We start from the raw sequence: 13,181 nt of genomic DNA, 5'->3' as shown, positions 1-13,181 counted from the left end.
ATCTTACTTTACAGGAATCTCCTCCAAGGTCTGAACTAACAAGTTCCAGAATGGCTCAGCAGTAGCGATTTCAAAGCGTTCCTTAGCTGTGTGAGGACTACGAATCGTTGGTCCAAGACTGACAACATCCATATTTGGATACTTACCAAGTATGATTGAACACTCAAGACCAGCGTGATCTACCTGTACAATTGCCTCTTCGCCATTTTGTTCCTTATATACTTTTTGCAACAAGCTAAGGATCTCGCTCTGTGGATTTGGGTCCCAACCGCCATAATGGGCACTAAAGACTGTCTTCATACCAGCCATATTAAAGCAGCTTTCCAATTGTGTTGCGATATACTCCTTCATGTCTTCACGACTTGAACGAGCAAGGATCTTGATAGAAGCCTTTGTTGGTTCGATATTGATGATAGCGAGGTTTGAAGAGGTTTCTACCACATCTGGATAAGAAGGAATCATACGCAAGACACCATTGTGACAAGCATAAATAGCGTCGATGAGGTTATCTTGAATCTCAACCGGTAGAAGAGCTGCAGGCTTCTCTACGTCCTCTACGAAGAATTCTATATTATCAACAACCTCTATACCCTTATACTCGTCCTTGATAGCAGACTTCTGTTTCTCAACGAGTTCCTTAAGTGCAACGACATTAGCTTGTGGTAAGGCTAAAACAACTTCGGCCTTGAAAGGAATGGCATTACGCATGTTGCCACCCTGCCAACCAGCTAACCGAGCATCGAGTTCGGTGATTGCTTTGCGAACAAAACGTACCATCTCCTTATTAGCATTGGCACGTCCTTCATTGATTTCAAGACCAGAGTGACCACCACGAAGCCCCTTTAAAGTAACCTTCACAGCAACCTCTTGATCATTCGCAACCTCTTTATATTCAAGTGTTGATGTAACGTCTACACCGCCAGCAGAGCCTATAACGAACTTACCCCAGGTCTCTGAATCAAGGTTCATGAGGATATCTCCATGCAACTCACCCTCTGGAAGCTCGTTAGCACCAAACATTCCAGTCTCTTCATCACGTGTAATGATGGCTTCAATAGGACCATGTTTCAAGTCCTTATCCTCCATAATTGCCATGATAGCAGCAACTCCGATACCGTCATCAGCACCTAATGTAGTGTTGTTTGCATACACCCAACCATCCTCAATGTGGGTTACGATAGGGTCAGTCTCAAAGTTATGATTACTATCTGGAGCCTTTTGTGGAACCATGTCCATGTGTGCTTGGAGTAGAACTGTCTTACGATTTTCATAGCCAGCAGTGGCTGCCTTACGCATTACTACATTACCACCAGCATCGACAAATGCCTCTACTCCCACCTTTGCAGCAAAGTCTAATAAGAACTTCTGCACCTTTTCCATGTACCCAGATGGGCGTGGAATCTGTGTTAAATCATCGAAGTTTCTCCACAAGCCTACTGGTTTAAGATTTCTGATTTCACTCATAATGTTGATATTAAAAGGTTATTACTATAATTGTTGTTTGGCTTATATTATACATTTTCTATTGGTCGGGTGAGTTTGGCAGGACTATCCAATGAAACATAAGGTTTGGTAAAGTTCAATGCTACCCACGCATAAATGCCTAAGAGAATGACCAAAAGTGTTTGGATAGTATGCACTATCAATACAAAATAAAGTGCCTGATTGTCAGCAACACCATAAAGTATTAGCATTGTCTTCACTGCAAAATGCCATGGTCCGGCACCATTCGGTGTTGGGACGATAACGGCTATTGAACCCACAACAAAGCTCACTAAAGCACAGGAGAGACCGAGATGTGCGGTTGAAGGAAAGCAATAGAACGTTAGGTAATAATGCAAGAAATAACTGCCCCATATCGCTATACTATAGAAGAGGAAGAGTGGGATATTCTTCACTCTCCTTAATGAATTGATGCCTTGCCAAATACCACTTAGCATTTCTTTCACCTTCTTATATATAGAAAGGTGGCGTAGAATATTATAAAAAAGGATGAGGGAAGCAATACCACAGATGGCTGTTACCAACCATCCAGTTGCAGAGAACATCCCTAAGAAATCATCAATTCGAGTACCTGTACGCGAAAAGAAGTTAGAGAAAACACCAATCTGCATAACAAAGGCAATAGATGTTATAAGAATGACGATGAGCGTATCTACCGCCCGTTCGGTCACTACTGTACCGATAGCCTTTGGGAAAGCAACCTTATCATAACGATTCAGAACACCGCAACGAGCAAACTCTCCGATTCGAGGAATGAGTAAACTAACGGCATAAGAAAGGAAGATTGAATTGACACAAACCGATGAACGGGCATGTTCCCCGATAGGTTCTAGACTCTGCTTCCACCTCCATCCACGAAAAGCCTGCGCCAGAATACCAAAGGGAAGAGAGATAATCATCCACGTCCAATTCATCTCGTGCAAGAGAACATGACTAATGCTAGAGAAGTCGAAACCGCGATACATCCAATACAAGATGGCACTTCCAAGCAAAAGGGGAAGTACTATCTTAATGATATTATTGAACAGTTTCTTTGTATTCATATATTGAGCAAAGATAAGTAAAATGCTTTTAAAAGCAAAATAAAATGCCTATCTTTGTAGGCAAATACGTAAAAATCATGAAATTAGTCAAGCCTAAGAAGAATTTAGGTCAGCACTTTCTAACTGACTTAAGCATTGCTAAACGGATTGCAGATACTGTTGATGCATGCCCAGATATACCTGTTTTGGAGATTGGACCAGGTATGGGAGTACTCACGCAGTACCTTGTTGAGAAGCCAAGAGTGGTTAAAGCAGTTGAAATTGATGCTGAGAGTGTTGCGTATCTATATGAACGTTTCCCAAAACTACACGAGAATATCCTTGGAGAGGACTTCCTTCAAATGGACTTGACACAGATATTTGATGGTAAGCAGTTCGTCTTGACAGGTAATTACCCTTATGACATTTCATCGCAGATATTCTTCAAGATGCTTGATTATAAGGACTTGATACCTTGCTGTACGGGGATGATTCAAAGAGAAGTTGCGCTCCGCATGGCAGCAGCACCTGGCTCGAAGGCTTACGGGATATTGTCTGTCTTGATTCAAGCATGGTACGATGTGGAATACTTGTTCACGGTGGATGAGAATGTATTTAACCCTCCTCCAAAGGTGAAGAGTGCTGTGATTCGCATGACAAGAAACGATGTAACAGACATTGGTTGCGAAGAACAATTATTCAAAAGAGTGGTGAAGACTGTTTTTAACCAACGACGGAAAATGTTGCGTGTAAGCCTTCGTCAGATATTTAATAATGGTAAGCCAACGGATGGGTTCTATGAGCAAGACATCATGACGAAGCGCCCTGAACAATTATCAATACCGCAGTTTGTGGAACTAACCAACATGGTTGAAGAGCAATTAGCCAACTATCAACGATAGAACGCATGACAAGAAAAGAGCAATACGAGCAATTAATTCCGCAGATTGCAAGCTTGATAAAGGATGAAACAAACCTGGTTGGCATTCTTGCGAATGTTTCGGCTGCATTGCATGAAGCATTTCCTGAACGATTCTTTTGGGTGGGCTTTTACCTTCAAGAGAATGGGAATATGTTGAGACTCGGACCTTTTCAGGGGTCAGTAGCCTGTTACACGATTCCTTATGGTAAGGGTGTTTGTGGCAAGGCATGGGAGGAAGGTCGCACGCTAATCGTTCCTAACGTAGAAACATTCCCTGGTCATATTGCTTGTAGCAGTCGTTCTCGAAGCGAAATCGTTGTTCCCATGTATGACTCCCAACGCCATTTTAGGGGTGTATTAGACATTGATAGCACTCGATTAGATGACTTTAGTGCAGAAGACAAAGACGGTCTGGAACATATCATCCAACTACTGATGGCGGAAATAGAAGACCTCTTTTGGGAAAAGTAAAGTAAATTCTTGTGCATATCCGAATTAATTCCTATTTTTGTAACATCGAATATTTAATACTAAAGATATATGTTAGACGTAAAGCAGACATTAAATGATGCCAGCGAAAGAATGGAGATGGCAGCAATGTATCTTAGCGATGAATTGCAACGCATCCGAGCTGGTCGTGCAAACGTAGCCATACTTGATGGTGTACGAGTTGACTCTTATGGTTCAAAGGTTCCACTGAATCAAGTAGCCTCAGTCATGGTGCCTGATGCACGTACCATTGCTATTAAGCCTTGGGATAAGAAAGCTATTAAGGACATCGAGAAGGCTATCATGGATTCTGATGTGGGTATCACACCAGAGAACAACGGTGAGATGATTCGCCTAAACTTACCTCAACCAACCGAAGAGCGTCGTAGAGACTTGGTGAAACAATGCAATAAAATCGGTGAACGAGCAAAGGTCGAGATTCGCAATGTGCGTTCTGATATCAAAGACAAGCTGAAGAAAGCTATCAAAGATGGTCTATCAGAAGACAATGAGAAGGATGCAGAAGACAGCTTGCAAAAGGTTCACGACAAGTTTATCAAGCAGGTAGATGAACTTCTAGCAGAGAAACAGAAAGAGATTATGACAGTGTAATTGCCTCCCCAAGCCCCTCCGAAAGGAGGGGTTGTTATAGGTTAAATACATCTCACCTTTATCTCATTCATACGAGAAGAGACAAGAAGTCATAATTGAAACTCATAAGCAATAAATTATTATTCTAACTAGCTTCCATCAGAAACTCCCCTCCTTTCGGAGGGGTTCGGGAGAGGCTTTTATTTATTTATGCGTGGCTTAGTAATAAAGAACACTGGCAGTTGGTACACCGTAAAGGCGGAGAATGGTAAGAACATAGACTGCAAGATTAAGGGTAACTTCCGATTAAAAGGGATTCGCTCTACTAACCCCGTGGCTGTTGGCGACCATGTTGTTATCACGCCCAACCAAGAGGGTACGGCATTTATAACCGAGATTGAGGATAGAAGAAACTATATTATAAGGAAGTCGCCGAATCTTTCTAAACAGAGCCACATCATTGCTGCCAATATTGATCAGGCTTTCTTGGTGGTAACTATCAATTATCCTGAAACTTCAACAACATTCATTGATCGCTTTCTAGCTGGTGCCGAGGCGTACAGAGTACCTGTTACCTTGGTCTTCAACAAGCACGATTTGCTATCTGAAGAAGAACTGCGGTATCAGCATGCTGTGATGAAACTCTATGAGACTATAGGCTATGAATGTATCGAAGTACAAGCCACTAGCGATACTTCCAATGAGTTCAGTGTAGAGAAACTGAACCCCTTTTTAGCAAATAAAATCACATTATTAAGTGGGAACAGTGGTGTTGGAAAATCAACCATCATCAACGCTCTCCTACCCCACGTAAACCTTCGCACAGCCGACATATCCGATGCGCACAACACGGGTATGCACACAACAACATTCAGCGAGATGCTGGAGTTGCCTGTTGGAGGTTATCTCATCGATACCCCAGGTATAAAGGGTTTCGGTACATTTGATATAGAACGAGAGGAATTGACAAGCTATTTTCGTGAGATATTTAAGTTCTCCGAGCACTGCAAATTCTCTAATTGTACCCACACACATGAGCCTGGTTGTGCCATTCGCAAGGCTGTTGAAGACCATTACATATCAGAAAGTCGATACAACAGCTATCTTTCTATGCTCGAAGACAAGGAAGAAAACAAGTATAGAGAGGCATTCTAATAACGGATGATATGTCATTAAAAAATATGTCTTTCTGTCATTGTGTCTTAGAATCATTTGTTTGTTGCTAAATCACAATGACATAGTTTTTTAAGACATAGAAAGCAAAGGAACGATAATATATTTTGTAGACACAATGACAGAAAGACATATCTTTTAATGACATATTTTTAAAGACAAAGTAGGGGGGAACATAAGGCGATAGTAACATACTATATGTGGAAAGAAAACAAAATCCGTCAACGACGGATGATATGTCATTAAAAAATATGTCTTTCCGTCATTGTGTCTTAGAATCATTTGTTTGTTGCTAAATCACAATGACATAGTTTTTTAAGACATAGAAAGCAAAGGAACGATCATATATTTTGTAGACACAATGACAGAGCATATTCTTTTAATGACATATTTTTAAAGACAAAGTTGGGGGAACATAAGGCGATAGTAACATACTATATGTGGAAGGGAAACAAAATCCGTCAACGACGGATGATATGTCATTAAAAAAATATGTCTTTCTGTCATTGTGTCTTAGAATCATTTGTTTGTTACTAAATCAATTTGTTCTTCTGTTACTATGTCTTCAAAGCCTATGTTCCTCCGTCTCACACAAAAGCCTCACCCCGTTAGGCGTCCCCCTATCTGTAGGAGAGGGGCTGGGGGTGAGGCAGTACCACAGGAAGCGAGAGAACCAAATTAATACACTAGTTTTGAAAGACATTAATTTCACAATTAATATAATCGAGTTGTCTTATTACAGAACGATTGATACCCTGAATCAATCTATTAAAATGCTCCCGTGGCACGTTTATCTAGAAGCAGAACCTGTCATAAGAAATGTGTTCTTATATCATTCTGCCTAAAGCCTTGTTCTTCTGTTACGATGTTCCTATAAGCAACGCAAAAAATTCTTCGCGAAGAAAATTAAAATTGTTCGCGAAGAATTTCGAATTTCTTCGCGAACAATTTTTTTTGTTGTTTTAGCAGAATCTCAAAAATCCGTTATCATCCTTCTGTTACAGGACCTGAAGGCTCTGTTCCCTCTGCCTGCTTTTTCTCTTTCTTTCCTTTCTTTTCTTTCTTCTCCTTTGGTGCTACTTGTTCATACGTAACATCATTCAGTGTAAAATACTTCGCAGAAGCAAGGAACTTTATAACAGGTTTCTCGATATGCTGCTGTGCACGGAACTGCTCAACACTCTCTACCGCCTTGCTCTTAAATGAGGGAGTCAACGTTCCCATGTCGCCAAACTCCACAATGTCACCATTGGCTACGATGTCACGGGCGGTTTCACTTGCAAGATTCAGCACGGCTGCCACCTCCTGCGCATTAAAGGTTGTTGACTTAGCAATGCGTTCGCAAAAGTTGCGGAAGTCTACACGATGCCTACCAGTTGGACGAGCAACAATAACAGTCTTTCCAGCCTGCTTACCGATGTTTAGCTTCTGCTCTCTCAAGAAAAATTGAATTGGTTTGTTAGCCATATTATCATTAAGGTGGTCTCTGTTTGTGAAAGCTCCGTGGGCTCGAGACCTTTTAGCCCACGGAGCGTTTTGTTAATATTATAGCTTGTATAATAGCCTTGTTCTATTCCTTAGGCTTTGCAATCTCTTAATAATGAATGAAAGGACGGATAGAGCCTCCACCATTGTCCTTCCGCAAGTCGAGGAGAGACATAGTGAAATAGGAGTTGCCGATAGTACTACTTGTAAGTATATCATTAGGGCTCTCGCCTCCTACCTGCCGGAAAGCCATTCCCAACATTCCCAGTGGAGCTGCTGGATTATATTGAAGTATATGATCCTCATAAAAAGTTGTAGAATACATTCCACCTCCCATTGATTGTGGCTCATAATTTAAACCTGCCCCAGTGCGAACACCTGTATATAATTTAGCAATCTCTCCAGCACTTGGTAAAAACCATTTCTTACCAACAATAGAGCCTGTAAGAAACTTTCCTGCAGGTAATGTTGGAACATAATGACCTGCAGTATAAAAAGCTGGATATTTTGTTTGTTCGTTTGCCTTAATTGTTGTGCCATCAGCACTACCTGCAGCTTCCCATGTAAACTTATATCCATCAGCCCCATCTGCATCAAAAGAAGTCCGATTAAATCCTTGATACCATCCTGGCTCTGGTATCTGGCTGCTATTATGTGTTGTTCCATAAGAAGTATTGCTGAAATAAGCAAAAGAAGAAGCATTGTTTAATGCAGCAGCTAAACGTTTACTTTGGCTGGCAACGACCGCAATAGGGGTTTTTGTTCCACCACCGAATGTTGTCTCAGAGAACAAACCTGTTGTGCCGTCTGTCATCAAGTAAAGGAAGTTATAATGGAAAGTTATGCTAATAAGATAAGAACCATTTGCCACTGATGCCAAAACTGGAGTCAAAGCAAAAGTAAGGCTTTTCCCATAAAGGTTTTCTGTATAAATTGTCGCAATACCAAAGGTTGCTTTGAGATTCGTAATATTTGAACCAGGGAAAATATAAGAGTAACTAGGGCTTGTATAACTATAAGTAACAGAACCACTTTCCGTCCAAGCACTACCACCAAAACCGAAAGATCCTCCTGTGCCAGAAGTGCTCCATGTACCTGTAGCAGCATCGTAAACAGCAGAACTTGGGACTTCTGCAGGATTTGCTGCTGAGAAGCTTACATTAAAATTACTTGGCTGAACCTTGACATAAGTATTGAATTTGACTCTTACACGGGCAGCTGTATGCTTCATCGCAAACGAAACTTTCTGCTTCTGTGGAGTGGCAGTGACTGTATAATTGGTTCGCCCTAATATGGCATATTCATTTGCATTCGTTAGTGTCAAATTGTTGCCGCTACGTGTAAAATAGGAAGTAGAATAAAGTACAAAATCATAGTTGCCTGGTGCTAAAGACATTGCTGTAGGGTCTCCTGCATTTGGGATAAAGTTACCACCAGAGATAAAACCTTTTAGTTCACCCTTTAAAACTCCACTTTGATATGCAAGCATCGTATAGCTATCGTTTGTCAACGTACGTGTGCTTGCAGCCTTGGCTGGATTACCAGACAAGTTCTCCTTGTCTCTCTGTAAAGTCACATCAGCAACAATACCATTCCCCATGTTGACGAACTCATGCTTCAGTGTGTCTGATGCGTCTGCAGCTGCTCGAGTATTGCCCACTTGCACATCACTATTATAATCTGCAAAAGTGACAGGGAACTCGAATTTTGAGGCTACATCAACCTTTCCTTTGCCATTGTCTAAATTATCATCACTTGAACACGCCGCAAACACTGTCAACAGCATGAACATTGCTATAGCTAAAAAATATTGTTTCTTCATTTTTATGTCTAATTTAATGTCTTAGTATCGTTAATCTTCATTCTCATCCCAGCTCATCTGTCGCTTTGCTGGAGCTACGCCCGTTCCGTCTCCAATGATAACGGTTCCTGTATGCGTCTGCTCACTTCCCCACGACTCTTGGGTTGAACTACTCCCATCTGGGGTCACAGAGGCGTTACAAAGGAATCCCTCGACACCTGTGGCTATAATACTACAGGATGGCTGTATGTACACTAACCTGCTTGTTCTTTCCTTTTTCATATTAATCTATAAAATTGTTGTTAATAAAAAATATAGTTGTTATTTCGTGCTTAATTTCTCTATAATTCGGTTTAGGTACGGACACAAAAAAAGAACAAAGGAAACTTCCAGAAGTCCTTTGTTTACAGGGTTTGCGGTACGCTTCGCGCGCGCGTACGCGAGAAGAAAAAATGTGTAATTTACGTCTGCTCTACTAGAGAGAGAGAGAGAGAGAGAGAGAGAGAGAGTATACAAATATTTGGAACTACCAAATTATTTGCTGTCTTTTTCTCGTTTTTAGATGTTAAAGAATCCAACGCAATGGCACGTACATCTACACCTTTATTATATAAGGCGCAAACGTTAGCTTGATTGAATTTCGTTGTTTGTAACATCATTATTAATAAGTTAATTCTCACTCAACGGGCGCAAAGGTAAGAAGAATAAATTAACTAGCCAAATAAAATAGAGAAAAAGAAGCCTCAACAATCGCCCCAACCAGCCTCACCCCCAACCCCTCTCCGGATGGAGAGGGGAGTAGAAACTAATGTTTACCACGCTTTGGAGCGATATAAGAATAAGGGAGATAAAGGGAAGTGAAGGCTTAATAATGGGGAAAATGAGATAAAAGAAGTTCCCATTTGTCGGCGAACTCACGGATAGTTGGGAAGAGGAGATTGGCTCCTTCGTCCAAAAGAGCCGCATCAGGCAATGGTCCACTATTGATTGCTATGGTGAAACAACCAGCTGCTACACCGGCACGAACGCCCAAAGGAGCATTCTCAACAACGATTCCCTCGGATGGAGAAAAGTTGCCCGCCTTCTTCAAGCCCATAAGATAAGGATCAGGATTAGGCTTACCACGCTTCACATCAAAGGCTGTAGTTACCTGATCCCGAGTGATAAAGTCGGAAAAATCATGCGTCACACGCTCTATCAACGGTCGCTGTGCACTACCTGTTACAATACCAATCTTCAGTCCACTGCGCTTTATCTTCTGCATGAGATCGAGCACACCATCGAAGATTTTGGCTTCTGGCATCTCATGAAAATAGTGTGCTTTCACATCATACATCCGTTGCGCCTCTTCCTCACTCAGTTCCTTTCCAAGTTGTTCACGAGCATATTTACGAATGGTATCAACCCCTCTAGCACCTTCAGTTGCATACGAATCCTCCAGCGTGAAGTGTATTCCAAACTCCTTCATAGCACGCTGCCATGCAACACCATGGTTCGGCATTGAGTCATAAAGCACCCCATCCATGTCGAAGAGGACGACTTTAAAGCCTTTCCATTCCTCTCCAAAGGAGGGGATGTTAGGGGGATTGAAGCCTCCCCAAGCCCCTCCAAAGGAGGGGATGCCTTGCTGAGATTGGGATGATATAGTTGTTTTCTTCACCTTATTATATATTATTATCCTCAAGTACCACACCTTGGTGCAGGACTTGAGGACACATAAAGAATGTTATAAAATAGTATTCCCCCCCTAAATCCACACAATTCAGATTGGCTTCAGTTAGGTACTCCTCCCCTTTCGGGGAGGCTGGGTGGGGCTCTTATTCCTTAGTCAATCTTTCTTGAATAGCCTTACTCTCTGCCTCGTAACCAGGCTTATTGAGAAGAGCAAACATATTCTTCTTGTAAGCCTCAACACCTGGTTGGTTGAATGGATTAACCTCTTGGATAAGACCACTAATACCGCAAGCCTTTTCGAAGAAGTAGATGAGCTGACCAAGATAATACTCGTTCAATACTGGTACACTCACACGAATATTAGGCACGCCACCATCTACGTGAGCCAGACGAGTACCAAGTTCTGCCATCTTGTTAACCTCATCAACACGCTTACCCTCTAAGAAGTTCAAGCCGTCGAGATTCTCATCATCATGTGGGAAGAGCAACTTTGCGTTAGGCTGTTCGATAGAGATTACAGTCTCAAAGATAGAACGCTCGCCCTCTTGAATCCACTGTCCCATAGAGTGGAGATCGGTTGTAAAGTCGCAAGCAGCAGGGAAAATACCCTTGTGATCCTTACCTTCACTCTCACCATAGAGCTGTTTCCACCACTCAGCAAAGTAATGGAGCTTTGGTTGGAAGTTAGCAACTATCTCAATCTTCTTGCCTGCCTGTGAGTAAAGACCTTGACGAACAGCAGCGTAACGAGCTGCGATGTTGTTAGCAAAAGGTACGTCATTAGCCGTCTCCTTCTCCATTACCTGTGCACCTTCAACAAGTTTCTGAATATCGAAACCAGCTACTGCAATAGGCAACAAACCAACTGGTGTAAGAACAGAGAAGCGTCCACCAACATTATCAGGAATGATGAATGTCTTGTAACCTTCCTTTGTTGCAGCAGCACGAGCAGCACCCTTGTGCTCATCAGTGATAGCTACAATAACGTCTTTAGCAGTCTCCTTACCACGTTGCTCCTCACATTGCTTCTTCAAAAGACGGAATGCAAGAGCTGTCTCTGTGGTAGTACCAGACTTAGAAATATTAATGACACCAAACTTCTTATCGCTTAAATAGGCGGTAAGTTCAGCGAGATAATCCTCACCAATATTGTTTCCTGCGAACAAGATTGTAGGGTTCTTCTTGTCATTCACAAGCCAAGCAAAACTATTACCTAAGGCTTCGATGACAGCACGAGCACCTAAATAAGAACCACCAATACCAGCAACAACAACCACTTCACACTTCTCACGAAGAGTGTTGGCAACCGCTTGTATCTGACCAAGGAACTCGGTAGTTATACTTGATGGCAAGTGTAACCAACCTAGGAAATCGTTACCTGGACAAGTGCTCTTCTCCAATGCTTCTTGGGCAGCAGCTACGTGAGGAGCATAAGCCTCTACCGCACCCAAATTCAAAAACTGAGCTGCTTTTGAAATGTCTAACTTAATACTTTCCATTTGTGTTTATCTAAATGAATCTGTTAATAATTTAATCTCTACTTGTGGACTTATACGTTCGTAAAGGATGTTATACACGGCATCTAGAATCGGCATATTTACATGTAGACGGCGGTTAATCTCCTTCATACACTTCGTTCCGAAATATCCTTCGGCTATCATCTCCATCTCTAATTGAGCTGACTTAACGCTATATCCCTTACCAATCATCGCACCAAAGGTGTGGTTACGAGAGAAGTTACTATATCCCGTTACCAACTGATCACCAAGGTAAACGCTATCGATAATAGATCGTTGGATAGGGTTAATCGTCTTTAAGAAACGATCCATTTCTTGCATAGCGTTCGACATTAACACCGCTTGAAAGTTATCGCCATACTTCAGACCAGCACAGATACCAGCTGAAATGGCATATACATTCTTCAAGACAGAGGCGTATTCTATACCAAGAACATCTGGTGATATCTTTGTCTTAACATAATTGGATGCTAACACCTCTGTAAAACTTCGAGCTTTCTCAAGGTCAGAACAACCGACGGTTAGATATGTAAGCCGTTCCATAGCAACCTCTTCTGCATGCGAAGGACCACCTATCACAGCCAGATTATCATAAGGAACTTTGTATTCCTCATGGAAATACTCCGAGCAAACGAGGTTCTCATCAGGCACAATACCTTTGATAGCTGTAACGATAAGTTTCGTATTGAGCTTTGCTTTTAGCTTCTTCAACAAAGCCTTCAAGTAAGGAGATGGAGTCACAAAGACCAATGTGTCATACTCCTGAACAATCTTATTAATGTCAGACGAGAAACTTATCTCATCCATATTGAACCTAACACTCGTCAGATAGGTAGGGTTATGTCCTCTCCGTTTAAACTCTTCTATCTTATCATCACGGCGGAAGTACCAACCTATATGATGCGTATGTTCCACAACAATCTTAGCGATAGCTGTTGCCCAGCTACCGCTACCAATGATTGCTATTTTACCTATGTTGAACATTCTTCTTAGGTAGTTAAAGG

General features: G+C 41.8%; 13 protein-coding genes. 4 read left to right on the top strand and 9 right to left on the bottom strand.

Translation table 11 applies throughout. From position 1 onward, the window contains the following. Nucleotides 1-3: 3 nt before the first annotated feature. Together O3603_RS04150 and O3603_RS04145 are read right to left on the bottom strand one after the other, a co-directional pair. A complete protein-coding gene (locus tag O3603_RS04150) occupies nt 4-1,464 on the bottom strand; it encodes an aminoacyl-histidine dipeptidase (protein WP_371520839.1) in 1,461 nt (486 codons plus the stop codon). 47 nt (nt 1,465-1,511) lie between these two features. Beyond that, the gene (locus O3603_RS04145) at nt 1,512-2,546 is read right to left on the bottom strand and encodes a lysylphosphatidylglycerol synthase transmembrane domain-containing protein (protein ID WP_371520836.1); all 1,035 of its coding nucleotides are present in this window, start codon (nt 2,544-2,546) and stop codon (nt 1,512-1,514) included. 77 nt (nt 2,547-2,623) lie between these two features. Here O3603_RS04145 and rsmA point away from each other — a divergent pair, with 77 nt between their 5' ends. From rsmA to rsgA, 4 genes are all read left to right on the top strand, one after another. Next, nucleotides 2,624-3,427, top strand: a complete 804-nt coding sequence (gene rsmA / locus O3603_RS04140; RefSeq protein WP_371520833.1) for a 16S rRNA (adenine(1518)-N(6)/adenine(1519)-N(6))-dimethyltransferase RsmA — start codon at nt 2,624-2,626, stop codon at nt 3,425-3,427. Between the two features lie 5 nt (nt 3,428-3,432). Beyond that, complete coding sequence (locus O3603_RS04135) at nt 3,433-3,918, top strand: GAF domain-containing protein (protein ID WP_371520831.1); 486 nt, start codon at nt 3,433-3,435, stop codon at nt 3,916-3,918. Nucleotides 3,919-3,987: 69 nt separating this feature from the next. Beyond that, nucleotides 3,988-4,548, top strand: a complete 561-nt coding sequence (gene frr / locus O3603_RS04130; RefSeq protein WP_009435748.1) for a ribosome recycling factor — start codon at nt 3,988-3,990, stop codon at nt 4,546-4,548. Nucleotides 4,549-4,737: 189 nt separating this feature from the next. After that, nucleotides 4,738-5,682, top strand: a complete 945-nt coding sequence (gene rsgA, locus O3603_RS04125; protein WP_371520828.1) for a ribosome small subunit-dependent GTPase A — start codon at nt 4,738-4,740, stop codon at nt 5,680-5,682. Nucleotides 5,683-6,687: 1,005 nt separating this feature from the next. Here the strand turns inward: rsgA and O3603_RS04120 are convergent. From O3603_RS04120 to O3603_RS04090, 7 genes are all read right to left on the bottom strand, one after another. Then, nucleotides 6,688-7,167, bottom strand: a complete 480-nt coding sequence (locus O3603_RS04120; RefSeq protein ID WP_371520824.1) for a histidinol phosphate phosphatase — start codon at nt 7,165-7,167, stop codon at nt 6,688-6,690. 127 nt (nt 7,168-7,294) lie between these two features. Beyond that, complete coding sequence (locus O3603_RS04115; RefSeq protein ID WP_371520822.1) at nt 7,295-9,007, bottom strand: fimbrillin family protein; 1,713 nt, start codon at nt 9,005-9,007, stop codon at nt 7,295-7,297. A gap of 30 nt (nt 9,008-9,037) precedes the next feature. Next, complete coding sequence (locus O3603_RS04110; RefSeq protein WP_036894375.1) at nt 9,038-9,268, bottom strand: hypothetical protein; 231 nt, start codon at nt 9,266-9,268, stop codon at nt 9,038-9,040. A gap of 179 nt (nt 9,269-9,447) precedes the next feature. Beyond that, complete coding sequence (locus tag O3603_RS04105; RefSeq protein ID WP_371520819.1) at nt 9,448-9,645, bottom strand: hypothetical protein; 198 nt, start codon at nt 9,643-9,645, stop codon at nt 9,448-9,450. 206 nt (nt 9,646-9,851) lie between these two features. Continuing rightward, nucleotides 9,852-10,646, bottom strand: a complete 795-nt coding sequence (locus tag O3603_RS04100; RefSeq protein WP_273540895.1) for an HAD-IA family hydrolase — start codon at nt 10,644-10,646, stop codon at nt 9,852-9,854. 157 nt (nt 10,647-10,803) lie between these two features. After that, nucleotides 10,804-12,159, bottom strand: coding sequence for a glucose-6-phosphate isomerase (locus tag O3603_RS04095; RefSeq protein ID WP_018910607.1), 1,356 nt, complete (start codon nt 12,157-12,159; stop codon nt 10,804-10,806). Nucleotides 12,160-12,165: 6 nt separating this feature from the next. Then, nucleotides 12,166-13,161 (bottom strand): NAD(P)H-dependent glycerol-3-phosphate dehydrogenase, encoded by a 996-nt coding sequence (locus O3603_RS04090; RefSeq protein WP_009435380.1) that lies wholly within the window; start codon nt 13,159-13,161, stop codon nt 12,166-12,168. Nucleotides 13,162-13,181: the final 20 nt, after the last annotated feature.

Origin of the sequence: Prevotella sp. 20925_1_30, assembly GCF_041433025.1 — a bacterium.
Classification (GTDB): domain Bacteria; phylum Bacteroidota; class Bacteroidia; order Bacteroidales; family Bacteroidaceae; genus Prevotella; species Prevotella vespertina.
The sequence above is the reverse complement of the archived record's forward strand: the minus strand, read 5'-3'. Positions and strand labels throughout refer to the sequence as shown.